This is a genomic window from Myxococcales bacterium (assembly GCA_016717005.1).
Lineage (GTDB): Bacteria > Myxococcota_A > Polyangia > Haliangiales > Haliangiaceae > UBA2376.
Map to the genome: position 1 here is coordinate 166,183 of JADJUF010000041.1, position 25,197 is coordinate 191,379.

The 25,197-nt window shown below is 74.1% G+C and carries 25 protein-coding genes and 1 pseudogene; 15 read left to right on the forward strand and 11 right to left on the reverse strand.

Features of this window, described 5'->3' with window-relative positions; all coding sequences use genetic code 11:
* Positions 1–204 precede the first annotated feature (204 nt).
* Both IPL61_37635 and IPL61_37640 read right to left on the reverse strand, forming a co-directional pair.
* Positions 205–732, reverse strand: a complete 528-nt coding sequence (locus tag IPL61_37635) for a GNAT family N-acetyltransferase (GenBank protein MBK9036916.1) — start codon at positions 730–732, stop codon at positions 205–207.
* Positions 729–1,949, reverse strand: a complete 1,221-nt coding sequence (locus IPL61_37640) for a serine/threonine-protein phosphatase (GenBank protein ID MBK9036917.1) — start codon at positions 1,947–1,949, stop codon at positions 729–731. The genes IPL61_37635 and IPL61_37640 overlap by 4 nt, the downstream gene beginning before the upstream one ends.
* A gap of 238 nt (positions 1,950–2,187) precedes the next feature.
* Here IPL61_37640 and IPL61_37645 point away from each other — a divergent pair, with 238 nt between their 5' ends.
* From IPL61_37645 to IPL61_37660, 4 genes are all read left to right on the forward strand, one after another.
* On the forward strand, positions 2,188–3,219 hold the full coding sequence (locus IPL61_37645; protein MBK9036918.1) for a TRAP transporter substrate-binding protein: 1,032 nt from the start codon (positions 2,188–2,190) through the stop codon (positions 3,217–3,219).
* Between the two features lie 85 nt (positions 3,220–3,304).
* Positions 3,305–4,027 carry a TRAP transporter small permease gene (locus IPL61_37650; GenBank protein ID MBK9036919.1) on the forward strand — a complete coding sequence of 241 codons (723 nt, stop codon included), beginning with the start codon at positions 3,305–3,307 and terminating at the stop codon, positions 4,025–4,027.
* Positions 4,024–5,631 carry a TRAP transporter large permease gene (locus IPL61_37655; protein MBK9036920.1) on the forward strand — a complete coding sequence of 536 codons (1,608 nt, stop codon included), beginning with the start codon at positions 4,024–4,026 and terminating at the stop codon, positions 5,629–5,631. The genes IPL61_37650 and IPL61_37655 overlap by 4 nt, the downstream gene beginning before the upstream one ends.
* A 15-nt stretch (positions 5,632–5,646) precedes the next feature.
* A complete protein-coding gene (locus tag IPL61_37660; protein MBK9036921.1) occupies positions 5,647–6,585 on the forward strand; it encodes a cation diffusion facilitator family transporter in 939 nt (312 codons plus the stop codon).
* 118 nt (positions 6,586–6,703) lie between these two features.
* On the opposite strand, the gene IPL61_37665 is transcribed toward IPL61_37660, so the two are convergent.
* Positions 6,704–7,639 (reverse strand): site-specific DNA-methyltransferase, encoded by a 936-nt coding sequence (locus IPL61_37665; GenBank protein ID MBK9036922.1) that lies wholly within the window; start codon positions 7,637–7,639, stop codon positions 6,704–6,706.
* Positions 7,640–7,645: 6 nt separating this feature from the next.
* On the opposite strand from IPL61_37665, the gene IPL61_37670 reads away from it, so the two are divergent.
* Together IPL61_37670 and IPL61_37675 are read left to right on the forward strand one after the other, a co-directional pair.
* Positions 7,646–7,954 (forward strand): hypothetical protein, encoded by a 309-nt coding sequence (locus tag IPL61_37670; protein MBK9036923.1) that lies wholly within the window; start codon positions 7,646–7,648, stop codon positions 7,952–7,954.
* Positions 7,951–8,493, forward strand: a complete 543-nt coding sequence (locus IPL61_37675; GenBank protein ID MBK9036924.1) for a hypothetical protein — start codon at positions 7,951–7,953, stop codon at positions 8,491–8,493. The genes IPL61_37670 and IPL61_37675 overlap by 4 nt, the downstream gene beginning before the upstream one ends.
* Positions 8,494–8,540: 47 nt before the next feature.
* Here IPL61_37675 and IPL61_37680 read toward each other — a convergent pair whose 3' ends face one another.
* The 7 genes and pseudogenes from IPL61_37680 to IPL61_37710 all read right to left on the reverse strand — a co-directional run bounded on the left by IPL61_37680 (position 8,541) and on the right by IPL61_37710 (position 15,072).
* On the reverse strand, positions 8,541–9,296 hold the full coding sequence (locus tag IPL61_37680) for a hypothetical protein (GenBank protein MBK9036925.1): 756 nt from the start codon (positions 9,294–9,296) through the stop codon (positions 8,541–8,543).
* Positions 9,297–9,404: 108 nt separating this feature from the next.
* Positions 9,405–10,085: a zf-HC2 domain-containing protein gene (locus IPL61_37685; GenBank protein ID MBK9036926.1), complete on the reverse strand. Its 681-nt coding sequence runs from the start codon at positions 10,083–10,085 to the stop codon at positions 9,405–9,407.
* Positions 10,082–10,567: a sigma-70 family RNA polymerase sigma factor gene (locus IPL61_37690; protein MBK9036927.1), complete on the reverse strand. Its 486-nt coding sequence runs from the start codon at positions 10,565–10,567 to the stop codon at positions 10,082–10,084. Before IPL61_37690 ends, IPL61_37685 begins: the two co-directional genes overlap by 4 nt.
* On the reverse strand, positions 10,551–11,648 hold the full coding sequence (locus tag IPL61_37695) for a hypothetical protein (GenBank protein ID MBK9036928.1): 1,098 nt from the start codon (positions 11,646–11,648) through the stop codon (positions 10,551–10,553). The genes IPL61_37690 and IPL61_37695 overlap by 17 nt, the downstream gene beginning before the upstream one ends.
* A 19-nt stretch (positions 11,649–11,667) precedes the next feature.
* Complete coding sequence (locus IPL61_37700) at positions 11,668–13,296, reverse strand: caspase family protein (GenBank protein ID MBK9036929.1); 1,629 nt, start codon at positions 13,294–13,296, stop codon at positions 11,668–11,670.
* A gap of 25 nt (positions 13,297–13,321) precedes the next feature.
* Positions 13,322–14,601, reverse strand: a pseudogene (gene dinB / locus IPL61_37705) (DNA polymerase IV).
* Positions 14,602–14,637: 36 nt separating this feature from the next.
* Positions 14,638–15,072, reverse strand: a complete 435-nt coding sequence (locus tag IPL61_37710; protein ID MBK9036930.1) for a CopD family protein — start codon at positions 15,070–15,072, stop codon at positions 14,638–14,640.
* 196 nt (positions 15,073–15,268) lie between these two features.
* On the opposite strand from IPL61_37710, the gene IPL61_37715 reads away from it, so the two are divergent.
* The 3 genes from IPL61_37715 to IPL61_37725 all read left to right on the forward strand — a co-directional run bounded on the left by IPL61_37715 (position 15,269) and on the right by IPL61_37725 (position 18,998).
* Entirely contained in the window at positions 15,269–15,733 is a 465-nt protein-coding gene (locus tag IPL61_37715) for a hypothetical protein (GenBank protein ID MBK9036931.1), read from the forward strand.
* 140 nt (positions 15,734–15,873) lie between these two features.
* The gene (locus IPL61_37720; protein MBK9036932.1) at positions 15,874–18,033 is read left to right on the forward strand and encodes a hypothetical protein; all 2,160 of its coding nucleotides are present in this window, start codon (positions 15,874–15,876) and stop codon (positions 18,031–18,033) included.
* The gene (locus IPL61_37725) at positions 18,030–18,998 is read left to right on the forward strand and encodes a phosphoesterase (GenBank protein MBK9036933.1); all 969 of its coding nucleotides are present in this window, start codon (positions 18,030–18,032) and stop codon (positions 18,996–18,998) included. Before IPL61_37720 ends, IPL61_37725 begins: the two co-directional genes overlap by 4 nt.
* Here the strand turns inward: IPL61_37725 and IPL61_37730 are convergent.
* A complete protein-coding gene (locus tag IPL61_37730; protein MBK9036934.1) occupies positions 18,985–19,929 on the reverse strand; it encodes a prepilin peptidase in 945 nt (314 codons plus the stop codon). The two genes, IPL61_37725 and IPL61_37730, sit on opposite strands and share 14 nt — an antisense overlap.
* Positions 19,930–19,998: 69 nt before the next feature.
* Here IPL61_37730 and IPL61_37735 point away from each other — a divergent pair, with 69 nt between their 5' ends.
* The 6 genes from IPL61_37735 (at position 19,999) to IPL61_37760 (ending at position 25,168) form a co-directional block, all read left to right on the forward strand.
* Positions 19,999–20,973: a hypothetical protein gene (locus tag IPL61_37735; GenBank protein ID MBK9036935.1), complete on the forward strand. Its 975-nt coding sequence runs from the start codon at positions 19,999–20,001 to the stop codon at positions 20,971–20,973.
* Positions 20,970–21,749 carry a hypothetical protein gene (locus IPL61_37740; protein MBK9036936.1) on the forward strand — a complete coding sequence of 260 codons (780 nt, stop codon included), beginning with the start codon at positions 20,970–20,972 and terminating at the stop codon, positions 21,747–21,749. Before IPL61_37735 ends, IPL61_37740 begins: the two co-directional genes overlap by 4 nt.
* On the forward strand, positions 21,746–22,864 hold the full coding sequence (proB, locus tag IPL61_37745; GenBank protein MBK9036937.1) for a glutamate 5-kinase: 1,119 nt from the start codon (positions 21,746–21,748) through the stop codon (positions 22,862–22,864). The genes IPL61_37740 and proB overlap by 4 nt, the downstream gene beginning before the upstream one ends.
* Before the next feature lie 84 nt (positions 22,865–22,948).
* Positions 22,949–24,202: a glutamate-5-semialdehyde dehydrogenase gene (locus IPL61_37750; protein ID MBK9036938.1), complete on the forward strand. Its 1,254-nt coding sequence runs from the start codon at positions 22,949–22,951 to the stop codon at positions 24,200–24,202.
* Between the two features lie 41 nt (positions 24,203–24,243).
* The gene (gene rsfS / locus IPL61_37755; protein ID MBK9036939.1) at positions 24,244–24,729 is read left to right on the forward strand and encodes a ribosome silencing factor; all 486 of its coding nucleotides are present in this window, start codon (positions 24,244–24,246) and stop codon (positions 24,727–24,729) included.
* 7 nt (positions 24,730–24,736) lie between these two features.
* A complete protein-coding gene (locus tag IPL61_37760; GenBank protein ID MBK9036940.1) occupies positions 24,737–25,168 on the forward strand; it encodes a 23S rRNA (pseudouridine(1915)-N(3))-methyltransferase RlmH in 432 nt (143 codons plus the stop codon).
* The last annotated feature ends 29 nt before the right edge of the window (positions 25,169–25,197 follow it).

The following is a 25,197-nucleotide window of genomic DNA, read 5'->3' on the forward strand; positions in this document are numbered from 1 at the left end:
GTCAGCCCGCTCCGCGGCGCCGCGCACGTCAGCTCGCGGGTCATCCTCGCGGGTCAGCCCGCTCGCGGCGACGCGCACGGCAGCTCGCGGGTCATCCTCGCGGGTCAGCCCGCTCCGCGGCGCCGCGCACGGCAGCTCGCGGGTCAGCCCGCTCCGCGGCGCCGCGCACGTCAGCTCGCGGGTCATCACGCCCCGCGGCGACGCTCACGTCAGCTTGCGGGTCATCACGGTCCGCGGCGACGCCACGAAGCCGGTCCGCTCGTACAGATGCCGGGCCGGGTTCTCGGGGCGCACCTGGAGGTGGAGCGCGCCCACGCCGAGCTCGCGCAGCACCGGGACCAGGGCCTCGAGCGCGGCCGCGCCGGCGCCACCGCCGCGGACCTCGGGATCGATCCACAGCTCGGTGAGGACCGCGTCGCGGCCGCCGAACTCGAGGTCGTAGCCGAACGTGACGATCGCGTAGCCGACGGTCGCGGCGCCGCGCTCGATCAGCCACGCGTTGCCGAGGGCCGGCTCGGCCAGCAGGCGCGCGAGCGCGGCCGCGAGCGTCGCGTCGCTGATCGCGATGCCCTCGTGGTCGTTGAGCGCGCGCGTGCGCGGCAGGAGCGCGTCCAGATCCGCCGCGGTCGCGGCCCGGACCGTGGTCAGGAGCGCGACGTCGCCCGCGGGCTCGCTTCCAGGCTCACGCGTGGGCGCGCGCGCGGCCTCGCTCGCGACCTCGCCCGCCGTCACGCGCCGGACTTGTCGCCGTCGGTCTTGGGCACCGGGCCGGTGTCGTCGTGGGCCAAGCTGGCCCGCACCGGCGGCGGCAGCGTCGCCGCGTTCGCGATCGCGGTCGGACCGTCCTCGTCGACGGCGTCGTCGCCGACCACCAGCGCCGGCGCCGGGATCGCGGGATCGGTCGCGTCGAGCGCGCCGACCTCGCTGCCGGGCAGATCCGGCGGCGGCGGCACCGGCGCGAGCATCGGCGCGGTCGGGCGCGTGGCCGCCTCGCTCGCGGCCTTCTTCTTGCCCCCGGCGATGCTGGCGGGGCCGCCGCTCTTGTGGAACGCCGAGCCCAGGCGATCGAGCTCGCGCGGCGAGATGTTCTCGGTCGACTCGTCCTCGCTCCAGGTGGCCCCACCGACGCTGCCGACATCGACCGGCTGGGTGCTGTCGTCGACCACGGCCATCGGCACCGCGTCGGTCAGATCGACGACGGTGACGATGATGCCGGTGATGTTGTCGTGACCGCCGCGCTCCTTGGCCGCGTCGATCATCTTGGCGATCGCGGCCTCGGCCGGATCGGCCCCGAGCATGTCGGCGATCTCCTGCTCGACCAGGAAGTAGTCGTGGAGCCCGTCCGAGCACAGGAGCAGCTGATCCTGCTCGCGCAGCTGCAGGTGCGCCATCTCGACCCCGACGTCCGCGGCGACGCCGATGGCGTTGACCAGCACCGTCCGATAAGGCGACACCAGCGCCTCCTCGATCGTCAACTTGCCCTCGATCACCAGCACCTCGGCGACGGTGTGGTCGGTCGTGAGCTGCGCCGCCTTGCCGTCGCGGACCAGGTAGGTGCGGCTGTCGCCGACGTGGGCGACGAACGCCTCGCGCCCGGCCACCAGGACCACGTCGAGCGTGGTGCCCATGCCGGCCTTGTCGGCCTCCTTGGCGCCGCGCTGGAACACCGCCTGGTGGGCCGCCAGGACCGCGCTCTGCAGCAGCTGCACCAGCGCCTTGCGGGCGTTGTCGGTCGGCCGCTGCACGAACGCCTCGACCAAGCTGACCGCGGCCTCGAGGGTCTTGCGCACGGTCTCGACCGCCATCGCGCTGGCGACCTCGCCCGCGGCGTGGCCGCCCATGCCGTCGGCCACGATGAAGAACCGGCCGCCGGGGTCGACGAACAGCGCGTCCTCGTTGTGGTCGCGCACGACCCCAACGTCGGTGAGCATCACCGCCTCGAGCTTCACGCGTGGTCCTTCGTCATGGCGTCGCTCCGAGCCGGCAGATGCGCAACTTCTGGAGATTTTCCCTGGATCCCGCCGGGACCGCAAGGCCGGGGGGCTCGATTGGCCGCCGCCGGCCCGAATGGGCTGAATGCGCGGCCGGGCCGGGCCGTCGAATGCCGGAGATTGACCGGCGCGGGCGCTTTGTCTACGGTCCGCGGAACGCTCGCGCCCCGGTGAGCGCCCACGCCCTGGAGAACCGATGCCCCCGACCCTCAGCCGCCGTACCGTCGTCGCCGTCCTGGCCTGCCTGGCCCTGGCCGCCGGCCCCGCCGCCGCCGACGACCCGATCGTCATGAAGATCGCCACGGTGGCGCCCGACCGGACCCCCTGGGCTGACCTGCTCAAGGGCTACAAGAAGGCGGTCGAGACCAAGTCCGGCGGCCGCATCAAGGTGCGCGTCTTCCTCGGCGGCACGATGGGGGACGAGAACGAGACCGTCCGCATGACCTCCCGCGGCCAGCTCTCGGGCGTGGGCGCCTCGACCGGCGCGGTGGCGTCGATCGTCGAGGAGCTGTCGGCCATCGAGATCCCGTTCCTGTTCGCCAACGCCAACGAGGCCGACTACGTCCTCGACAAGTTCCTGATGGCGCCGATGGAGGAGAAGTTCAAGGCCAAGGGCCTGGTGCTCGGCTTCTGGAGCGAGAACGGCTTCCGCCACTTCGGCAGCGACACGCCGATTCTCGAGCCCGGCGACCTCAAGAACAAGAAGATGCGGTCGCAGGAGTCCTACGTCCACATCGAGATGTGGAAGCAGCTCCAGGCCGCCGCCCAGGCGATCCCGACCACCGAGGTGACGACCGCGCTCAAGACCGGCTCGGTGTCCGGCTTCGATCAGGCGCTCCTCTATATGGTCGCCGGCGCCTGGCACACGTCGATCAAGCACCTGACGCTGTCGGCGCACATCTACCAGCCGGCGGTGATCACCTTCAACAAGGCCTGGTTCGACAAGCTGCCGCCCGATCTGCAGAAGATCGTCATCGACGAGGGCCGCGCGATCGTGCGCCCGGGCCGCACCGCGATCCGCAAGATGAACCCGAAGCTGGTCAAGATCATCGAGAAGGCCGGCGTCAAGATCCACACGCTCACGCCGGCGCAGCGCAAGGCGTTCGTCGCCGCGACCGCCGGGGTGCGCCAGAAGGTCAAGGACTCGAGCGCCTCGACCAAGGCGGTCGTCGAGACCATCGAGGCCGGCATCGCCGACTTCAAGGCCAAGGGCGGCAAGCGCAAGTAGCGTCGCCGCCACCCGACCGCCCCGCCTGCCCCGGTCCTGGCCGGGGCTTGGCGTTTTCGGCGCGGGACTCCGGTACGATGCGCCGATGGCAGACGAGCCGACCTCGGCGTGGGCGCCGACCTTTCCGATCGTCCGGCGGATCGACGCGCTCTGGCACCAGGGCGAGCGGCTCCTGTGCGGGATGATCTTCCTGGTCATGGCGCTGATGGTGTTCGCGTCGGTCGTGACCGAGACCTTCGGCAACCGGCGCCACGTCTCCGACGTGGTCATCCTGGCCGGGCTGTGCCTGATGGCGGTCCGCACCCGGGCCGTCAAGGAGGGTGAGACGCCCTGGTCGTGGCCGGCGTCGTTGGGGATCGCGGCGATCGCCACCGTCGTCATCGCCGGCTCGGTCTACCTCTACACCGAGCGGTTCGCCGGCGGCTTCATCTGGGCCCAGAAGCTGGCGCTGGTGATGATGATCTGGGTCGCGCTGCTGGGCGCGTCGATGGCCACCTACGACCGCTCGCACCTCGCGCTCGAGTTCGGCGAGAAGATCTGGCCCGCGCGCGTGCGGCCGTACATCCAGGCCCTGGCGCTGGCCGTGGCCTCGGCGTTCTGCGCCGCCGCGCTCCTGCTCGCGGTCGATCTCGTCACCCACCAGCGCCACGAGGGCCTGCGCGTCGACGCCAACCGGTGGCTGCCGACCTGGGCCGCGTTCGTGATCGTCCCGTACGCCTTCGGCGCGATGGCCATCCGGCTGCTGGCGCAGGCGACGACCACCGCGACCGGCAAGGCCGAGCCGGTCGAGGAGCGGCTGCCGTCATGACCGTCCTGCTCGTCATCATCGTCCTGGCGCTGATCGGCGCGCCGCTGTTCGTGATCGTCGGCGCGGCCACCGCGGCGGCGTTCGCGACCATGACCGATCTGATCCACAACTTCACCGACCTCGGCGGCTGGATGATCGACCCGTTCGAGTCGCTCATGGGCCGCGATCAGTTCCTGGCGATCCCGCTGTTCATCGCCTCGGGCGCGGTCATGACCGAGGGCGGCATGGCCCGACGCCTGGTCGACTTCGCGCGCGCGGCGCTCGGCTGGCTGCCGGGCGGCCTCGGCATCACGGCGGTGTTCGCGTGCATGATCTTCGCCGCGATCACCGGCAGCTCGCCGGTCACGCTGATCGCGGTCGGCTCGATCATGTTCCCGGCGATGGTCCGGGCCGGCTACCCCGAGAACTTCTCGCTCGGCCTGGTCATGACCGCCGGCTCGCTCGGCTGCCTGGTCATGCCGTCGCTGATCCTGATGATCTACTCGCTGGCCGTCATGGGCGCCGGCGTGGCCGCGGTCGACAGCTCCGACATGTTCCTGGCGTCGGCGCTGCCGGCGGTCGCGCTGATGCTCGCGCTGTCGGGCTACTCGGTGGTGGTCGGCCTCAAGGTCGAGGCGCGCGAGGCGTTCTCGTGGCAGCGGCTCGCGACGACCGGCCGCGAGGGCGTCTGGGCGCTGCTCCTGCCGATCATCATCGTCGCCGGCATCTACACCGGCAAGTTCCCGCCGTTCAAGGCCGGCGCCGTCGCGTTCGTCTACGCGCTCGTGGTCACGACCGTCATCCACCGCGAGCTCGACTTCCCCAAGGTCGTCGCGGCCCTGGCCAACGCCGGGCGGCTGATGGGCATGCTGATCCTGATCATCGCGTTCACGTTCGGCATCAACAAGCTCATCCCCGAGATCGGCGTCGAGGAGTCGCTGACCAAGGCCCTGACCGACAACGACATCGGCCCGATCGGCTTCATGCTGATCGTCAACGTCCTCTTGATCGTGCTGGGCGCGCTGATGGACTCGGTGTCGGCGACGCTGGTGTTCGCGCCGATCCTGGCGCCGATCGCGGTCAAGACCTACGGCATCGACCCGATCCACTTCGGCGTGGTGTTCGTCGTGAACATGGAGATCGGGTACCTGGCGCCGCCGGTGGCGACCAACCTGTTCGTGGCGTCGGCCTTGTTCAAGAAGCCGTTCGGGCAGGTGTCGCGCGCGATCCTGCCCGGGCTGGCGCTCACGACCGCGGCCCTGTTCGTGTTCATGTTCGTGCCGACCTTCTCGAAGGGCCTGGTCAACCTCAGCCGCGGCACCGGGTTCTACGAGTCGTTCCCGTGGGACGGCACCCCGACCCACGCCGCCGCCACCGGCGGCAACCGGGTCGACCTCGGCGCGCTGTCCGACGAGGCCAAGGCCGAGGCCGACAAGGCCAAGGCCGAGCTCAACAAGATGGGCGACGAGTACTACTTCGGCGGCCAGGACGACCCCGGCGCGCTGCCGACGGAGGACGACGACGGCGACGGCGGGGTCGCGCCGGCCTCCGACGGGGACGCCGGCGTCGGCGCGCCCGACGCGGAAGCTGACGACGACGACGACTACGGCGGCGTGCAGCTGTAGTAGGGTCCCCCGCCCATGGCCAGCGGCTCCCAGTCAGTCGTCGTCAAGGCGCTCGTCGCCAACCTCGGCATCGCGATCGCCAAGTTCGTCGCGGCGTTCATCTCGCGCTCGGCGTCGATGCTGGCCGAGGCGGTGCACTCGCTGGCCGACTCCGGCAACCAGGTGTTCCTGCTCCTGGGCATGCGCAAGTCCCAGCGGCAGGAGGACGCGATCCATGAGTTCGGCTACGCCGCCGAGCGCTACTTCTGGGCGTTCATCGTCGCGGTGTCGCTGTTCACGATCGGCGCGACGTTCTCGATGTACGAGGGCATCCACAAGGTGCTGCACCCGGGCGGCGCGATGGGCAGCCGCACGGTCGCGTACATCGTGCTGGGCGTCTCGATCGGGCTCGAGCTGTACTCGCTGTCGGCCGCGCTGGCCGAGTTCCGCGCGATCAAGGCCGGCCGCTCGCTCAAGCAGACGATCGACGAGGCCCGCGACGCGGTCGTGATCGTCGTGCTGTTCGAGGACGTCGCCGCGCTGGTCGGCCTGGTCGCGGCCTTCGGCGGCCTGCTCCTGACCCAGCTCACCGGCAACGCGGTCTGGGACGGCGTCGGGTCGATCATCGTCGGCGTCACGCTGTTCGGCGTCGCCGCGTTCCTGGCCCGCAAGACCAAGCACCTGCTGATCGGCCAGTCGGTGACGACGAGCCAGCGCGCGACGATGATCGAGCTGGTCGCCGCCACGCCAGGCGTGATCAAGCTGATCCACCTGCGCACCATGCACCTCGGCCCCGAGGAGGTGCTGGTCGGGATGAAGATCGCGGTGGCGCCCGACACCACGGCCGAGGCGTCGGCGGCGCTGGTCGACGCGATCGAGGTCCGGCTGCGGGCGGCGCTGCCGATCCTGCGCCGGATCTACGTCGAGCTGGCCGCGCCCGACGACGCCCGCGCGCTGCCCGCGACGACGATCTGAGCGCGCCGCGCGATCGCCTGCGCGCGCGCCGCGGGGTCGGCCCGGGCGGCGCCGGCCGTGCGCGTCCGGTCGGCACCACGACCGACCTCGCGGGCGCGCCCGCCGCAGCGCTCGGCGCTCAGGCGACGCGAAAGTCGACCGGCGGCGGCGGCGTGCCGACGGCGGCCAGCGCCTCGGCCTGCGCGGTCAGGCGCGCGCGGATGTGCGCGACCGCGTCGGCGGCGGCCTCGGCGACGACGAACCGCCGGCCCAGGCGCTGGGCCGCGGCGGCGGTGGTGCCGGCGCCCGCGAACCAGTCGGCGACGCGATCGCCCGGCACGGTGGTGGCGCTGACCAGGCGCTCGAGCAGGCGCTGCGGCTTCTGCGACGGCCAGCCGGTGCGCTCGCGATCCGCCCGGTTGAGCGTCTCGATGTCGGTCCACCAGTCCTCGGGCACCTTGCCGTCCGCGACCGGATAGCGATAGACGCGCCCGGTCTTGCGATCGCGCTTGATCTGGACCGGCCGCCCGTCCTCGTCGTGCTCGACCTTCATGTGCGAGCCGCCGCGCCGGGGCACCCGCACCTGGTCGGGATAGAACGCCCACCGCGGCGTGCGCCCGTACCACAGGAGCGTGTCGTGCTTGCGCCCGAAGCCGCGCCGGCTCTTGCCGCCGATCGCGTAGCACCAGACGATCTCACCCGCGAAGCAGTCGGCGCCGAACAGCCGGTCGAGCGCGACCTTGGCGTAGTGGACCGCGCGCCAGTCCAGGTGCACCACCAGCGACCCGGTCGCGGCCAGCGCGTCACGGCTGGCGGCCAGCCACGGGCTCAGCCACGCGACGTGGGCGTCGGGATCGCCGCCGTCGTCGGCGTAGCGGCCGGCGCGACCGCGCTGGATCCGATCGGTCCCGAACGGCGGATCGACGTAGATCAGCGCCAGGTCGGCGCCGGCGTGGGCCGCGGCTACCGGCGCGCTGTCGCCGTGGACGACCACGTCGGGCTCGACGGCGGGCGCGGTCGGCGCGGCGAACGGGAGGGTCAGGTTGGTCACGGCGATCGGCGGTGGTGCTACCATGCCGGCATGGAGTTCGGGCGGTGGTATCCGCTCACGGCCGCGGCCGCGCACGCCCCACCAGGACCTGGCGTGTTCCAGGTGCGGGTCCGCGACGGGCTGATCGACTACCCGCGCGGCAAGAGCGCGATGGTCCACTACGCCGCCGCGCCCGACGTGCGCGCCGCGGCGCGGGACCTCGCCGCCGCGCACCCCGACGCCGACTGGCTGTGCCGCCACCTCGTCGATCTGGCTGACCCGGCCGCCGCCGCCACGCTCGCGACCAAGCTGGTGCGCGACTTCACCGCCCGGTTCGGGCGCGCGCCGGGGCCGCCATGAGGCTGGTCGACGCCGACGCTGAGGATCCGGTCGTCGCGCCGCCGCCGCCGCCGCGTCGGCTCGACAAGCGCCGGGTGTCGGTGTCGTTCCTGTTCACGATCACCGTGCTGGTCGGCAGCGTCGTCGCGGTGTTCACGCTGTTCCCCTCGCGCCACAACCAGGTCGCCGACAGCGCGCTGGCCGCCCATCGCGCCACCGACGCCTGGGACCTCGACGCGCCCGACCCGGTCGTGCTGGCCGCGTGGGCCCGCGGTGCGGTCGGCCGCGACCCGCCGCTGCCGACCGGTCCCGGGCTGGTCGTGGTCGGCGTGCGCAAGATCTCGATCCTGCGCCGTCCCGCCGCCGTCATCCGCTACCAGATCGGCGCCGATCAGGTAACGGTGGTGCTCCAGCGCGCCCGCGATCTGCAGAGCCGCTCGCTGCACAAGGACGACGGCGAGGCGCGGGTCGAGGCCTGGCGCCACGGCCCGTGGACCTGCGTCGCCGTCGGGCCCACGGCCACCGTCGCGACCTGGCTCCCGCTCGTGCGCGGCAAGTGAGCTGCGCCGAACGGCGCGGTGACCAGTCAGCCCGCGACATCGCGCCGTCACAGCTCGAGCGGGACCGAGATCGTCAGGTACGGCAGCGGCACCGGCGGGTAGTCGTCGAACAGCGCCGCGGCCAGGCCGGCGGTGCCGGTGATCCGGCCGCCGCGGAACGACACGCCCAGGGCCGCGACGTCCGCGTGCTCGCCAGGCGCGCACGGTAGGGCCGGCGCGGTGGCGCGCGCCGCGGTGACGCCGCACCGGCCCGCGCGCGCGTCGCGGACCCGGCCGACCGCGCCGACGACCCGGACGTGGGCGATGACCCAGGACGCGGTCACGACGTCGACGTCGACCGCGGTGGTGCCGTCGGGGTCGCGCAGCCGACGGTGGGACCAGGCGACGTGGCCGCGCGGGTCGAGCAGCCCGACGGTCGCCTCGCCGCCGTGCAGCCACCGGCCGCTGGACCGGCTGGCGTCGTGGCTGTCGCCCAGCCACGCGGCGGCGCCGATGGCGCCGACCGCGACCCGGACCGGACCGGCGCGCACGAGCTGACCGCGCAGCGCGAGATCGGCCTCGAACAGCTGCACCGGCGGCTGCGGCGCGCCCGCGGACAGGCGCAGCTCGAGCCCGTCCGCGAGGCCGACCGCCGCGCCGACGTGCGCGACGACGGTGTACTCGAGACGGACCCGCCCGGGCTCGACCACCTCGCCGGTCGGAGCCCAGGGCGTGACGTGGGTCGGCATCGGCGCGCGCTCGCCGGCCGCGGCGCCCGCGGTCGCGGCCAGCGCCAGGAAGATCGTGATCGCGCGCATGCGCACCCCGACACTGCAACCGCCGGGCCGACCGCGATCCGCGCACCTACGGCGGCGCCGACCGGCGCGCGCCCTCGATCGCGACATCGATGTCCGGATCAGCCGGCCGGGCGATCACCGCGCGGCGCGCACGGTGCGGCACACCGCGCCCGCGCGATCGCCGGCGCCGAGCCGGGCGCGATCCGGAGGCGCGGCGGCCACGACCACGCACACGTCAGCGTCGCCATCGGTGATCCGGAACGCGCCGGGCACCGCGACGGTGTTGCCGCAGGCGATCGGCTGCGCCGGCAGCGGGAAGGCGACCGCGGCGCCCTGGACCACGGCGACGTCGACCCAGGTCGTGGCGCCGGGCGCGCAGGTGAGCTGCACCTTCCAGCGATCGTCGTCGCGCACGTCGTCGGGATCGAACGCGACGACGCCGCCGCGCTCGCGCACGAGCGTGACCACGACCACGCCGACGCCCTTGACCCGCGCGCCGTTCGCGGGCGGCGCGTCCGGCGCGCTCGACCGCACCCGCAGCGCCAGCACCGCCACCGCCGCGGCGGTCACCAGCGCCAGGCCGCCGCCGAGCCAGGGCCCGCGCCGCCACCACGGCGCCGGGGCCGTCGCCGCCGCCACCAGCCGCGGCAGCGGCCGCGCGTCGTCGATGATGCGCGCGAACGCGCCGGCGCACGCGGCGCAGGCGGCGAGGTGGGCGCGCACGGTCGCGGCGGTCGCGCCGTCGAGCTCGGCCAGGGCCAGGCGCTCGAGCCGCAGCCACGACACCGGCTCGCCGATGCAGGTCGGCGCGGTCATGCGCCCGCCCCCGCCAGCGCGGCGGCCGCGGCGTCGACCCGGGCCAGGCGCTTGCCGACGGTCTTGCGCGACACCCCGTAGAGCTCGGCGATCTCGTCCTGGGTCAGCTCGTCGAGGTAGCGCGCCACCAGCACCTCGCGGTGGACGCCGTCGAGGGCGTCGCACAGCCGCGCCAGCAGATCGAGCCCGATCACCCGGGCCGCGACCGGCGCGCGCGCGGTCGGCGCCAGCGCGCCCTGCTGCCGCTCGAGCAGCCGCGCCCGGCTCCGCGCGTCGCGGACGACGTTGAGCGCGCGGTTGGTGATGGCTCGGTAGAGGTACGGGAGGTCCACGGCATCCTCGCGACGGGCGATCAGATCGGTGAACAGGCTCTGGACGACGTCGACCGCGTCCTCGCGGTTGCGCAGGATGCGCTCGGCCTTGCGCACGAGCGCCGGGCCCCAGCGCTGGTAAGCGACCTCGTGATCACTGGCAGGTGCCACCGCGGGTCCCGACGTTGACACACGCCGGCTCACCGCCGAAGGCGTAGCCCGGACATTCCATGTCGCTGGCGCACGCGCGCGGGAAGAACGAGGTCGTGCACATCGCCAGCGGGGCGCCGACGCACGCGCCCGACGCGCAGTCGCCGTCGGCGAGGCACGCGCCGCCGCTGGCGACGCCAGCGCCGCCGGTGCAGTGCAGCCCGCCGACGATCTCGGTCGGCGGCGCGTCGACGTGGGTCACGGTGTAGCGCAGCGGCGCGCACGTGCCGCCGCCGCAGGCGCTGTCGTCGCGGCAGGTGCTGCAGAACCCGCCGGCGCAGGTGCCGGTGGCGCACTGCTCGTCGCGGATGCAGGCCAGCCCGGTCGCGGTGGTGGCCGGCGGCAGGCACGTGCTCCACAGGCCCAGGTGAGCCTCGGCGGTCGAGACGATGCCGCACACGTCGCCGCCGGCGCAGTCGGCGTCGGTGGTGCAGCCGCCGCACACCGACCCGATCGGCCCGGGCCAGCAGCGGCCGCTGGCGCAGTCGACGTCGGCGGTGCACGCGACGCCGTCGGGGCGGGCCCCGGCCACCAGCGCCGCGCCCGCGCACTCGCCGTCGTCGACGATCCGCGCGCCGATGTTGGCGAGCACCGCGTGGCCGCCGCGCTTGGTCAGCCGGAAGCGCACGCCCTGGTAGAACGGCGGCATGCGCAGGCGGAACTCGACCGGGCGCCAGGCGCTGGTCGGCACCCGCTCGGTGGTCTCGATCCGGCCGTCGCCGAACACGTCGACCTCGAGGTGGACCTCGGCGTCGGCCGCGACGTCGGCGACCAGGTCGAACGCGATGCAGGCGCCGTCGCTCGAGTCGACCTCGGTGAGCTGCGCGATCGCGACCTCGGCCCCGACCAGCTCGACGCCGTGATCGCCGTCGTGCCAGGTCGGCGCCTGGGCCACCTGGCCCTTCTCGAGGGTCCAGCGGCACAGGCGATCGCCGCACCACAGATCGAAGCCGGCGTCGTCGATGATCGTGCCGCAGTCGGTGGCGCCGCCGCTGGTGGCGGCGATCGCGGTGAGCAGGAGCAGCGTGGGGAGGGTGCGCATGGTCGGGTCCTGGCGGGAGCTAGCGGGTGACGACGACGCCGAGCGCCAGCCCGAGCAGGCCGGTGTCGTGGCGATCGCCGAGGAGGTTGGGGAGCGACGGCGCGTAGCTGCCCTCGACCCGGCCGGTGAACCCGACCGTGGCCCACGGCATCCACTCGACGCCCAGCGCGGCGCCGGCGTAGGGCCCGGCGTGGAGCTCGTCGGCGGCCTGGCCCTGCTGGTCGCGGAACGTCGCGCCGGTGATCGCGAGGCCGGCGCCGAGCTGCGCGAAGCCGGCCACCGGCCCGGTCCGCAGCTCGACCCGCCCGAGCGGGCCGACCGTCGCGGTGTTCCACTGGATCGTCAGCGGCTCGAGATCGGTGTCGCGCCGCCACTCGTCGCCGCCGACCAGCGCGGCCGAGCCCCCGACGAGCACGTGGGGGTGGACCCGGCGCAGCACGTCGACGCCGAGGCGCGCGCCGACGCCGAGCTGCTTGTGGTAGCCGAAGTCCTCGAGCCGCTGCGTGTACCCGTCGGCGCGGCTGGCGCCGAGCCCGAACGTCGTCGCCGCCAGCCACCGCGGCCCCGCCGGGCCGCCGCCGCCCTTGCTGGCGCCGACGGTCGGGGCCTCGACCGCGCACCCGTCGAGGGCCAGCGGCGCCGCGCCCGGCCCGGCGGTGACCGGGCAGCGCAGGATGCGCGCGTCGGTGCGGAACAGCACCTGGTAGCGGCCCGGCGCCACCGCGACCTGCACCGCGGCGCCCGCGCGCTTCTGCAGCTCGGCCACGACCGCGCGCGCCGGCATCTTGACCACCAGCACCTGGCCCGCGCCGGCGGCCGGCAGGGTCAGGGTCGCGCTGGCGCGCTCGGGGAACGACAGCGGGATCTCGCCGGCGCCCTTGAGATCGACCTCGACCGAGACGTGCTGCGTGCCGACCGCGGTCGCGGCGGTGGCGAGCAAGGTCTGGTGGTAGGTGTAGCGGTAGGCCTCGTCGAGCGAGACCCGCCCGTCGTGGTTGTCGTCGGCGGCGCCGCGCAGGCCGACCAGGAGGTTGTGCGTGAAGTACGACGACCGCAGGTAGTCGGACTCCTGGGACAGCTCGCTGCCGGTCGACGACGCCAGCACCGCCACGCCGCTGGCGTCGAGCCGCGCCCGCGAGTTGTACGAGAAGTCCGCGGCCGGCTCGGCGCCCTTGACCCGCGAGAACGCGCCGCTCTGGCACGCGTCGAGCACGACCACGGTCAGCGCCGCGCGGGTCGCGAACAGCCGCGCCCGCAACGTGTCGAGCGCCAGCTCGTCGGCGCCGAGCGACAGGCCCGAGGCCCGGGCGTGGCCCGAGTAGTAGAAGAACACCCGGGCGGTGCGGCCGGCCGCGACGTCGGCGGCGACCGCGCGCTCGAGGGTGGCGATCGCCGCGAGCAACGTCGCCGCCGAGGGGTTGGTCACGACCTGGACCCGGGCGCGATCGTAGCCGCCCAGATCGCGCAGGACGTCCGCGACCTCGCGGGCGTCGTCCTCGGCGAACGCCAGCGCGGTCTGTCCGGGACCCGGACGGTTGGAGCCGACCACCAGCGCGTAGCTGACGACGTCATCGGCGTGGGCCGCGCCGGCGGTGACGCCAGCGGTGGCGAGGAAGAGGGCGGCGATCGTGGCCAGGAGGGCGCGCATGGGGGGCTCGCGGGGGAGGTTCTGCTCATTGACACGCGAGCAGGCGAAGATGGGAACCGCGATCGTCCGGGCCGCCCGCGACGCCAGCCAAGCGGCCGAGAACGCTCAGCTCTTGCGGCGGGGGCCGCGGTCGTCGTCGAGGTGGACCGCCCGCTGCACGACCGCGCCGCCGAAGCGATCCTTGAGCTTGTCGAGGGTCTCGCCCAGGCGCTCGCCCCGGGCCCGGCTGGCCTCGTCGAGCGCGAGCTGGCGCGGGCGATCGCGATCCTCGAGCCCGGCCACGAACCCGCCCAGCAGCCGGACCCGCCGCCGCGGGCGGTCGTCGATCTCGACCGCGGCCAGGAGCTGGAACGCGGCCCGGGCGATCACCGCCGCGTCGGTGGTGGGGTCGGCTAACGTCACCCGCCGCGTGATCTGGCGGAAGTCGTCGTACTTGACGATCACGCCCACGACCGTCGCGCGCAGGTGGGCGCGGCGCAGGCGCTCGGCCACGCGGTCGACCTGGTGCAGCAGGACCACCTCGAGGTCGGCGCGCTCCCAGCGGTCGTCGTCGAAGGTCTCCTGGTGGCCGATCGTCACCGGCGCGGCCTCGTCCTCGACCACGCGCGCGTCCTCGCCCCGGGCCAGCGCCGCGATCAACGCGCCGGTGGTGGGCCCGAGCCGCGCCACCAGCGCCGCCTCGGGGTAGCCGGCGATGTCGCCGATCGTCGCCAGCCCGAGGTTGCGCAGCGCCTCGGCGGTGACCGCGCCGACGCCGAACAGGCGCCCCATCGGCAGCGGCGCCAGGAACCGGGCGACCTCGCCCGGCATGACCACGCGCAGGCCGTCGGGCTTGTCGATGTCCGACGCGATCTTCGCCGCCATCTTGGTCGGCGCGATCCCGACCGACGCGACCAGCGCCAGCTCGGCCCGGACCCGGGCCTTGATCGCCTCGCCGACCGCGCGCGGCGGCCCGAGCAGCCGCTCGGACCCGGTCAGGTCGACGAACGCCTCGTCGAACGACAGGCCCTCGACCGCGGGCGAGAAGTCGTCGAGGATCGCGAAGAACCCGCGCGACGCCTCGGCGTAGCGCTCCATTCGGTGCGGCACGACGATCGCGTGCGGGCAGCGGCGCAGCGCCTCGGCCATCGGCATGGCCGAGAACACGCCGAAGGTGCGGGCCTCGTAGCTGGCCGCCGCCACCACGCCGCGCCGGCGCGAGCCGCCGACCAGCACCGGCTTGCCGCGCAGCGCCGGATCGTCGCGCTGCTCGACCGCCGCGAAGAACGCGTCGAGGTCGACGTGGAGGATCGTCGGCGGCGTCACCGCGACCGAGCGTACCGCGCCGCGCGCGCGCCGCGGCTACTTGCGCAAGAGCGTCGGGTGGGCGCCGAGGATGATCACCACGGTCGCGGCCGCCATCACGACGTAGGGCAGCGCCCGGGGCAGCGGCTTGATCTGGCCGTTGCGGTACCGCTTGACCTGGGCCCGGGTGAAGCCGTGGATCGCGAACAGGGTCAGCGCGATGATCGTCAGCTTGATGTGGAGCCAGCCGCCGGTCTTGAACGAGCTCGGCACCCTCGTGAACGCGGTCACGAACCCGCACGTGATGGCCAGGGTCGCGCCGAGGTCCATGATCATGGCGGTGCGCCCCTCCTGGCGCGCGACCACGTCGCGGGCCGGGCCCTCGACCATCGCGTGGACCCGCAGCAGGTACAGCGTCGACAGCATGCCCGAGATCCACAGGACGAACCCGACGATGTGCCCGATGCGCAGCCAGATATCCGAATCGTTCATGGCCCCCCTTATACCCTGGCCCGCGCGACCGCCAGCCCGCGCGACCACCGTCCGTGGCGCGCGGCGCGACCACCGTCCGTGCTGCGCCAACCTTGCCCACGCCCACCCGGTTGAGCAGGCGCTGCCCACGTCGTCGGCCACCGCGCTACTCCGACGGGCGCGCGGCCTGGCGCCGCGGTTGCAATCGATCGGGTCCATGCATCCCAGCGCGATCCCGTCGTCCCTGTCGTCCCCGCCGTCCCGGTCGTCCCGGTCGTCCCGGTCGTCCCGTGCCCGCCCCGGCCCGCTCGCCGTCGCCGCCCTCGTCGCGCTCGCCGCGACCGCCGCCTGTTCGTCGAAGGACAAGGACGCGCCCGCCGCCAAGGCCAGCGCCGGCGCCGCCGCCAAGGCCAGCGCCGGGCCCGCCGGCGCGTGCGATCGCCGCGAGCGCGAGCACCTGTGCGGCGAGTACCACGGCGCGATGGCCAAGCCGGCCTGGATCAAGGGCGAGTGCGACGCCATGAAGGTGCCGATGGTGCCGGCGTGTCCCGCCGAGGGTGCGGTCGGGCGCTGCGCCCGCGACGTCGGCACGCCCCAGCACACCGTCACGGTGTTCTACCCGCCGCTCACCGCCGAGACCGGCCAGGCGATGTGCCAGGGCGGCCAGTGGACGCCGAGCTGATCGGCTGATCGGTCGCGCCCGCGCGCCCGTGGTTCGACCAGCCACGGGCCGATCGTGCGGCGATGCGCCCTAGCGGTCGCGCGCGCGATCTCACTACAATGCCCCTCGGGCCCGCTGTGGCAGCGCGCCCGGGAGGCCCCATGCGCATCACCGACGCCCTCGCGGCGCTCGCCCTCATCCTCGGCTCGGCCTTCGTGCCGGCCTGCTCGTGCGGCAGCACCCCCGGCGACGCGCCCGAGTGCCTCGGCGGCACCGACCTCGACGGCGATCACTACGGGCCGAGCTGCCCCGGCGGCCCGGACTGCAACGACAACGATCCGGCGATCCACGACAACTGCTGCGCGGCGGGCGTCTACGAGGGCTGCCCGTGCGATCCGCTGATCGACACCGCGCCGGTGCCGTGCTTCGACGGCCCGCCCGGGCTGCCCGGGACCGGCGCGTGCGAGAAGGGCACCCGCACCTGCAACGTCACGACCGGCACCTGGAACCTGTGCCTGGGCCAGGTGCTGCCGACCGGCGAGGTCTGCAACGCCATCGACGACAACTGCGACGGCGCCACCGATGAGGGCGTGATGTCGGCGTGCGGCAACTGCCTGCCCGGCTGTGACGGCGCCGGCGTCGACGTCGATCCGTTCCCGTGCACCGAGCAGAACCCGGCGATCGAGTGCGACGGCGTCGGCGTCGACCCGATGGGCGACATCGTCCTCGACAGCTCGACCATCGAGAACCACTACCTGTGGATCGCCAACGACCACGACGGCACGGTCACCAAGCTCGACACCCGGACCGGCGCCGAGGTCGGCCGCTACCCGACGGTGACCCACGCCCGCGTCGTCGACCACACCGGCCGCAACTTCCCGCTCTACAACGACGGCACCGCCGGCGGCGGCTACGCCAGCAACCGGCCGTCGCGCACCGCGGTCGACTTCTACGGCGACGTCTGGGTCGCGAACCGCGCGCCCGGCTTCCAGCCGTCGATCACCAAGATCGCCAACGACCCCACCGACTGCATCGACGCCAACGGCAACGGCGTGATCGACACGTCGCGCGACGTCGACGGCAACAACCAGATCGACCCGGCCAACCCGGCCGAGTTCCTCGGCGAGGCCGACGAGTGCATCCTGATGACCGTCGTCGTCGGCAACCAGGGCGACGCCAACTACTGGCAGGCCCGGGCGATCGCGATCGACGCCGGCATGACGGTCGAGGGCCAGCGCAACCCCGGCAACGTCTGGGTCGGCATGTTCAGCGAGCAGGCCTTCTATCAGATCGACGGCACCACCGGCGCGCTGATGCAGCGGGTGCCCCAGACCGGCGGCTTCAACACCGCGCTGGGCGTCAACGTCAACCCGTACGGCGCGGCCATCGACGGCATGGGCCGGCTGTGGGCGCCGAGCAACTGCTGCGGCGCGGTCTACCTGGCGCAGATCAACACGACGATGAACCCGGCGCCGCTGTCGTACGTGATGCAGCAGTCGGCCGGCGGCTCGTACGGCATCACCGTCGACCTGATGAACCGGGTCTGGCTGGGCGGCTGGCCCAACAACTCGGCGTTCCGCTACGACCCCGCGACCAACACCTGGACCACCGCGTCGATCCCGGCCGCGCCCGGCTGGGGCATCCGCGGCATCGGCATCGACACCCGCGGCAACGTCTGGGGCGCGCTCCACACCAGCCCGGGCTTCACCGGCTCGCGGCTGGTGCGCATCGACGCCAGCACCGCGACCGCGACCGGCATGTGGGACATGCCCGGCCAGAACGTGCCGGTCGGCGCCGGCGTCGACTTCGACGGCGACGTCTGGGCCGTCAACCAGAGCTCGTCGACCGCGTCGCGGCTGCACATCGACCAGACCACCGGCGAGCCGGCCGCGCACCCGAGCACCGGCAACACCGTCGACACCTTCCCGGTCGGCCAGAACCCGTACACGTACTCCGACTTCACCGGCCTCGGCCTGCGCACGGTGACGCGCTCGCAGGGCGACTACGTCGTGCCGATCCAGGGCTGCCAGAACAACCGCCCGGCCCACTGGGTGCGCGTGACCTGGACCGAGACCGCGCCGCCCGGCACCCGGGTCGAGGTCTACGTCCGCTCCGGCGACGATCTGCTGACGCTCAACACCCGGCCGCAGTTCGGCCCGTGGTCGATGTCGCCGGCCGAGCTGCAGCTGCCGCCGGGCCCGGTGCCCGACGGCCGCTACCTCCTGCTCACGATCCGCCTCATCTCCGACGATCGCGAGAGCACCCCGATCGTCCACGGCTACAACGTCCAGTGGAGCTGTGACGACGCGCCGCCCCAGTGACCACCTGTAAGGTCTTCTTCCACGACGCGTGCTTCGACGGGACCGCGTCGGCGGCGCTGTTCTCCGCGTTCTACCGGACCCACGTCCCGGGCGCGGCGCTGGTGCCGATCGGCGTCCACCACCGCCTCGGCGACGCGTTCGCCGCCGTGGCGATCGACGGCGACGACAACGCCTGCGTCGACTTCCGCTACTCGCCGCACCCGGCGATGCGCTGGTGGTTCGATCACCACGCGACCGCGTTCCAGCCGACCGAGCTGCGCGCGCACTTCGAGGGCCGCGCCGACGAGCACATGGCGTTCGATCCGACCGCGCCGTCGTGCGCCGGCGTCGTGACCCGGGTCCTGGCCGAGCGCTACGGCTGGACGCCGCCGCCGCACCTGGTCGAGCTGACCGCGTGGGCCGACATCGTCGACGCCGCCGCCTACCCCGACGCCCGCACCGCCACGGCCCTGGCCACGCCGGCCACGCGCCTCGCGGTCTGGGTCGCGTCGGTGCGCGACCCCGCGCTGGTGCGGCGGTACATCGCGACGCTCGAGCTCGAGCCGCTCGAGGCGATCGATCGCGCGCCGTGGGTGCGGGCCGGCCTCGAGCCGATCCTGGCCCGGCGCGCGGCCGATCGCGATCGGTGGCTGGCGATGGGCGACGTGCGCGGGCCGGTGGTGATGTTCGATCTGATCGGCCGCGGCGTCGGCTCGCCCGGCCTGACCGCGTACGACCTGTTCCCGAGCTGCACCTACACGGTCGCGGTGATGGCCACCGACGGCGCGGTCAAGGTCGGGGTCGGCTGGAACCCGTGGGGCGGCCCGCGCCGCCACGACCTCGGCGAGCTGTGCGCGGCCCACGGCGGCGGCGGCCACCCGGTCGTCGGCGGCGTCACGCTGCCGGCCGGGGAGATCGCGCACGGCCGCGCGGTGGCGGCGACGCTGGTCGCGGCGCTCACCGCCGACCCGGTCACTGACCCATGAAGCGGATGGTCAGGTACGGCTCGGCGTACCACCAGAACAGCGCCGCGGTCGCGAGGAACGGGCCGAACGGCACCTCGACCCGCGCCAGGCCCGGGTCGGCGGCATCCTCGCCGTCCTCGCCGTCGGCGTCGCCGTCGTGGTCGGCCCCGGCGGCCCCGGCGGCCCCGTCGGGCGCCGCCGCCGCGCCGCGCCGGGCCAGGAGCAGCGCCGGCACCGAGATGATCGTGCCCAGCGTGGCGCCGGCGAACAGGCTGACCACGACGCCGCGCCAGCCCAGCAGCGCGCCGACCACCGCCAGGATCACGCCGTCGCCGTAGCCCATGCCCTCGCGCTTGGTGATGAAGTAGTAGCCGTCGGCGATCAGCCGCACCAGGCCGTAGCCGACCGCGATGCCGATCAGCCCGTCGGGCCAGCGCCGCTCGGGCAAGAGCAGCCCCAGGCCGTAGAACAGCGGGATCGCCGGGTACGACGGCAGCGGCAAGACCAGCTTGTGATCGAGATCGGTGAACAGGATCACGACCATCGTCCACGCGAACGCCGCGCCGATGCCGAACCGCACCAGCCGCAGGTCCATCGACTCGAGCGCGGCCCGGGCGTCCATCGCGAACCACCACGCGGCCATGAACAGCACGCCGGTGACCGCCTCGACCAGCAAGTACCGGGCCGAGAACGTCACGCCGCAGTCGCGGCAGCGGCCGCGCAGCCACAGCCAGCTCAGGATCGGCACGTTGTCGTACCAGCGCACCGCGTGGCCGCAGGCGCCGCAGTGCGAGCCCGGGTGGACCACCGAGCGCCCGTCGGGGTGAGCGTCGGTCGGCGGCCACCGGTAGACGCAGACGTTGGCGAAGCTGCCCCAGAGGCTGCCGAACAGGAACGCGGCCACCAGCGCGGCCGGGCTGCGGGCCAGGTCCTCGAGCGGCGACGGCTCCATCCCCGCCACCGTAACACCCCGGCGTGGCGACGGGTTGACCCCCGGGGACGGCGACGCTATCTACTGGCGATGAAGTCCGCCCGGGCCTGGATGCTCGCCGCCGTCGTGGCGACCGCCTGTGGGGGCGGCCGCGGGGGTGATCGCGAGCCGCCGGGCCTGGTGACCGCGACCACGACCGCGCCGCGCCCGATCGACGTCGACGCGGCCGCGCGCGACGGCGGCGAGCTGGCCCGCGCGCTGGCGCAGCCGTGGCGGGTCGCCGCGGCGGCGCTCGGCGACCACCGCCTCACGATCGACAGCACGGTCATCGTCAAGGACGGCGCCACCGAGCTCGAGCAGCTCGGCGAGCACGTCGTGATCGAGTCGGCCGCGGCCGGCCCGTACCACGCCACCGCCGACAACACCGCCGACTACGGCCGCGAGGTCATCTGGGTCGGCGGGCGGCTGTACCTGCGACCGCGCTACGCGCTCTGGCACGAGCGCGGCCCCGAGACCGACGACGAGCCGGCGGCCATCCGCGATCAGATCGCCGAGGTCCTGGGGGACTACCTCGACCTGTGCGCGCGCGGCCTCGAGGTCAGCGACAAGGGCGCGGCCCAGGCCGCCGGCCGCAGCGGTCGCCGCGTCGAGCTCAAGCTGGCGCCGGCGCCGCGCGCGGTGCCGCCCCAGCCCGTGGTCCAGCGGGCGTGGCGCGACACCGTCGTCGTCACCGCGCTCGGCGGCGAGGTGATCCTCGACGACGAGCTCGGCGTCGCGCTGACCGGCTCGCTCACCGCCGAGGTCCAGTTCCAGCGCGCCGGCAAGGCCCTGACGATGGCGGTGACCGTGACCCACGCGGTCGCGACCATCGCCGCGCCGACGGTGGCGCCGCCCGCGCCCGACCAGGTCGTCGCCACCCCGACCCGCGCGCGCGAGGTCGACGATCGCAACGCGCTGCTCAAGGGCATCGCCCCGCCCCAGGGCAAGGCCGCGGTCGAGGAGCCGGCGGTCGAGCCGACGCCCGCGCCGGCCGAGCCCACCGCGCCGACCAAGGGCGCGCCATGACCTCGTCGCTGACCCTGCGCCGCGAGTACCTCCAGCGCCACCGCCGGCTCGCGGTCGCGCGCGCGCTGGCGACCACCGCCGCCAGCCTGGTGCCGGTGCCGTTCCTCGACGACTGGCTGCGCGAGGCCATCCTCGGCGGCGCCTACAAGCGCATCGCCGTCGCCTACCAGATCGACCTCGATCCGATCGCGGTCAAGAACCTCGTCCACGGCCGGGCCAAGCCGGCGTCGTGGGTCGATCTCACGTCGAGCGCGCTGGCGGTGCGCATGGCGACCCAGAGCGTCCGGCGGGTCATGTTGGCGGTCACCGCGATGCGCCGGGCCCAGGCGGCGTCGCGCACGTTCGCCAGCCTGACCCTGTTCGATCACTACTGCGCGCGGGTCCACACCGGGCTCGGCCTCGACGGGCCGCGCGCGCTCGAGGTGGCCGACGCGATCGGCGCCGCGCTGGCGACCACGCCCGGCGGGCTGTCGTTCGAGCCGTTCCGCAAGGGCGCGCTGGCCGCGGCCCGCACCGCCGCCAAGGCGCCGCTGGCGCTGGCCGATCTGGCCTCGGGCGGCCGCCTGCGCAAGCTCCTGACCCGCGGCGCCGACGACGTGGCCGCGGCCGAGGCCGTCGACGAGATCGACGCCCTCGTCGATCGCGAGCTGGCCGATCGCGACGGCTGGTTCTCGAAGGCGGTCGCCGCGATCGAGCTGCAGCTCACCGCCGACGTCAACCCGTTCCTCGAGGCCGCGATCGACCGGTTCGAGGCGGCGTGGCGGGGCCGCAGTTGACCGCGCCGGTCGCGGTCGCCGCGCGCGAGCGCGCGGCCCTGCGCGAGGTCCGCCGCGTGGTCGTGAAGATCGGCAGCCGGCTCCTGGCCGAGAGCCCGGCCGGGCGCCCGGCCACGGTCGCCGATCAGGTCGCCGCGCTCCTGGCCCGCGGCGTCGAGGTGATCCTGGTGTCGTCGGGCGCGATCGCCCTGGGCGTCAAGGCGCTGCGGCTGGCGACCCGCCCGGCCGATCTGCCCGGCCTGCAGGCGGCGGCCGCGGTCGGCCAGAGCCGGCTGATGCAGCACTGGGAGCACGCGTTCGCGCCCCACGATCGCCTGATCGGCCAGGTGCTCTTGACCCACGACGACGTCGACGATCGCGGCCGGTTCCTGTCGGCCCGCAACACCATCCGCGCGCTGCTCGACCGCGGGGTCGTGCCGATCATCAACGAGAACGACACGGTCGCGGTCGAGGAGATCAAGTTCGGCGACAACGACGAGCTGTCGGCGCTGGTCATGAGCCTGGCCTCGGCCGACGCGCTGATCATCCTGACCGACGTCGACGGGGTCTGGGACGAGCGCGGCGTGCGCATGCCGATCGTCCGCGACGCCGAGCGCGAGGCCGCGCCGGTGGCGGGCGCCAGCGCGGGCGACGGCGTCGGCTCGGGCGGCATGGCGTCGAAGGTCAAGTCGGCGCGGATGGTGACCCGGCTGGGCGTGCCGTGCGTGATCGCGCCCGGGCGCCTGCCCCGGGTGCTGCTCGATGTCCTCGACGGCGCCGACGTCGGCACGCTGTTCGTGCCCGGCGCCCCGGTCAGCCGCCGCAAGCACTGGATCGCCTACGGCGCCAAGCCCACGGGCCGGGTCGTGATCGACGACGGCGCCCGGCGGGCGCTGTGCGAGCTGGGCAAGAGCCTGCTGCCGGCCGGCGTGGTCGCGCTCGAGGGCGACTTCGGCGCCGGCGACACCGTCAGCGTCGTGACCTCCGACGGCCGCGAGGTCGCCCGGGGGCTGGCCGCCTACCCCGCCGCCGACCTGGCTCGAATCCGGGGCTTGCATTCGACCGACATCGAGGCGACCCTCGGATACAGGACGCTCGACGAAGCGATCCACCGTGATGATCTGGTGCTCCTGTGATGTCTCCTGGGTCGGGCCCGACGCCCTGCGTGCGCTCCTGTGCGCGCCCCCAGAGCCCTCGTCCGGCGCCGCGCGCGTGACTACGTGACCGACCTCGACCTGCACGCCCTCGCCACCGCGGCCCGCGCCGCCAGCCGCGCGGTCGCCAAGGCGCCGGCCGCCCAGCGCCAGGCCGCGCTGGTGGCGATCGCCGGCGCGGTGCGCGCCCAGGCCGACGCGATCCTGGCCGCCAACCGGGCCGACCTCGACGGCGCCGCCGCCCGCGGCCTGGCGCCCGCGATGATCGACCGCCTGCGCCTCGATCCGGGCCGCCTCGAGGCCATCGCCCGCGCCGTCGACGAGATCGCCGGGCAGCCCGAGCTGATCGGTCGGCTCGAGCGCGAGGAGGTCCGCCCCAACGGCCTGCGGATCGCGCGCATGCGCATCCCGCTGGGGGTGATCGCGATCGTCTACGAGGCCCGCCCCAACGTCACCGTCGACGCCGCGGCGCTGTGCCTCAAGGCCGGCAACGCCTGCATCCTGCGGGGCGGGTCCGAGGCGTTCCACTCGAACCAGGCCCTGGGCGCGGCGGTCGCGGCCGGGCTGGCGGCGGCCGGGCTGCCCGCGGCGGCGGTGACGGTCGTGCCGTCGACCGATCGCGACGCGATCCGCGCGCTGGTCGGCCTCGAGGGGCTGGTCGATCTGGTCATCCCGCGCGGCGGCGAGGGCCTGATCCGGTTCGTCGCCGAGCACGCCCGGGTGCCGGTGATCAAGCACTACAAGGGCGTCTGCCACCTGTACGTCCACGCCGACGCCGACCTCGACATGGCCGTCGCGATCGCGGACAACGGCAAGGTGTCGCGGCCGGGCGTGTGCAACGCGCTCGAGACGATCCTGATCGATCGCGCGGTGGCGCCGACGCTGGTGCCGCGGCTGTGCGCGCACCTGGGCAGCAAGGGCGTCGAGATCCGCGGCGACGCCGAGGTCGTGCGCCTGGGCGGCGCCGGCGTGCGGGCCGCGACCGCCGAGGACTGGGACGCCGAGTACCTCGAGCTCAAGGTCGCGATGGCGGTCGTCGACGATCTCGACGCGGCGATCGCCCACATCGAGCGCCACGGCTCGGACCACACCGAGACCATCGTCACCCGCGACGACGCGGCCGCGGCGCGGTTCCTGGCCGAGGTCGGCAGCTCGACCGTCATGCACAACGCCTCGACCCGGTTCGCCGACGGCGGCGAGCTCGGGCTCGGCGCGGAGATCGGCATCTCGACCACGCGCCTGCACGCCTACGGCCCGATGGGCGCCGAGGGCCTCACGACCAGCAAGTTCATCGTCCGCGGCACCGGTCAGATCCGGTGACGCGGCCCAGCGAGGAGACCCCCACCGATGCACGATCCGACATGAGCGACAGCCCCGACAAGACCCCGACCACGCGCGTGGCCACCGACCCGCGGCCCGAGCGGGCCAAGGGTGACGACGCGCCGCCGACGACGCCGCGCACCGACGACGCCGGCCTCGACGACGCGCTCAAGGCGCTCAGCTTCGCGCTCGACAAGAAGGCGCTCGAGCCGGTGCTGCTCGACGTGCGCGGGCTGTGCACCTACGCCAGCTTCCAGCTCGTGCTCAGCGGTCGCTCGGACCGTCAGGTCGACGCGATCAGCGAGGGCATCATCATCGGGATGAAGGAGGCCGGCATCCGGCCGCTGTCGACCGAGGGCAAGCGCTCGGGCCAATGGGCGCTGCTCGACTTCGGCGACGTGATCGTCCACGTGTTCCACCACCCAGCCCGCGAGCACTACGACCTCGAGGGCCTGTGGATCGACGCGCCGCGGATCCCGCTCGACGTGCCCGAGGACGCCCGGGTCGCCGCCGACGACTACGCGTGATCGCGGCGTGAAGATCACGGTCGCGACGGTCGGCCGCCTGAAGGAGGACTACCTGCGGGCGGCCGAGGACGAGTACCGCAAGCGCCTGCGGACGTACTGCACGCTGGCGGTGACCGAGCACAAGACCGTCGACGAGCTGCTGGCCGCGGTGCCGGCCGCGGCCCACCTGTACGCGTTCGACGAGCGCGGCGACGCGCTGTCGTCGCGCGAGTTCGCCACCGGCGTGCTGGCGCGCGAGCAGAGCCACGGCGGCGGCGCGCCGCTGGTGTTCGCGATCGGCGGCGCCGACGGCCTCGGCGACGCGGTCCGGGCCCGCGCCACCCGGCTGCTAGCGTTCGGCCGCCTGACCATCGCCCACCGGCTGGTGCGGGTGCTCGTGCTCGAGCAGCTCTACCGCGGCTTCAGCATCGTCCGCGGCGAGCCGTACCACCGCGACTGAGTGGGGCAGGGCGGCTGGGCCCTCCCTGC

Bases quoted from the DNA above. Each gene is read 5' to 3' on its own strand.
- IPL61_37685 (MBK9036926.1), bottom strand. From the start codon at position 10,085: ATGACCGCGCCGACCTGCATCGGCGAGCCGGTGTCGTGGCTGCGGCTC.
- IPL61_37695 (MBK9036928.1), bottom strand. From the start codon at position 11,648: ATGCGCACCCTCCCCACGCTGCTCCTGCTCACCGCGATCGCCGCCACC.
- IPL61_37730 (MBK9036934.1), bottom strand. From the start codon at position 19,929: ATGGAGCCGTCGCCGCTCGAGGACCTGGCCCGCAGCCCGGCCGCGCTG.
- IPL61_37735 (MBK9036935.1), top strand. From the start codon at position 19,999: ATGAAGTCCGCCCGGGCCTGGATGCTCGCCGCCGTCGTGGCGACCGCC.
- rsfS (MBK9036939.1), top strand. From the start codon at position 24,244: ATGAGCGACAGCCCCGACAAGACCCCGACCACGCGCGTGGCCACCGAC.
- IPL61_37715 (MBK9036931.1), top strand. From the start codon at position 15,269: ATGCATCCCAGCGCGATCCCGTCGTCCCTGTCGTCCCCGCCGTCCCGG.
- IPL61_37670 (MBK9036923.1), top strand. From the start codon at position 7,646: ATGGAGTTCGGGCGGTGGTATCCGCTCACGGCCGCGGCCGCGCACGCC.
- IPL61_37710 (MBK9036930.1), bottom strand. From the start codon at position 15,072: ATGAACGATTCGGATATCTGGCTGCGCATCGGGCACATCGTCGGGTTC.
- IPL61_37665 (MBK9036922.1), bottom strand. From the start codon at position 7,639: ATGGTAGCACCACCGCCGATCGCCGTGACCAACCTGACCCTCCCGTTC.
- IPL61_37700 (MBK9036929.1), bottom strand. From the start codon at position 13,296: ATGCGCGCCCTCCTGGCCACGATCGCCGCCCTCTTCCTCGCCACCGCT.
- IPL61_37740 (MBK9036936.1), top strand. From the start codon at position 20,970: ATGACCTCGTCGCTGACCCTGCGCCGCGAGTACCTCCAGCGCCACCGC.
- IPL61_37675 (MBK9036924.1), top strand. From the start codon at position 7,951: ATGAGGCTGGTCGACGCCGACGCTGAGGATCCGGTCGTCGCGCCGCCG.
- IPL61_37655 (MBK9036920.1), top strand. From the start codon at position 4,024: ATGACCGTCCTGCTCGTCATCATCGTCCTGGCGCTGATCGGCGCGCCG.
- IPL61_37660 (MBK9036921.1), top strand. From the start codon at position 5,647: ATGGCCAGCGGCTCCCAGTCAGTCGTCGTCAAGGCGCTCGTCGCCAAC.
- IPL61_37645 (MBK9036918.1), top strand. From the start codon at position 2,188: ATGCCCCCGACCCTCAGCCGCCGTACCGTCGTCGCCGTCCTGGCCTGC.
- IPL61_37720 (MBK9036932.1), top strand. From the start codon at position 15,874: ATGCGCATCACCGACGCCCTCGCGGCGCTCGCCCTCATCCTCGGCTCG.
- IPL61_37650 (MBK9036919.1), top strand. From the start codon at position 3,305: ATGGCAGACGAGCCGACCTCGGCGTGGGCGCCGACCTTTCCGATCGTC.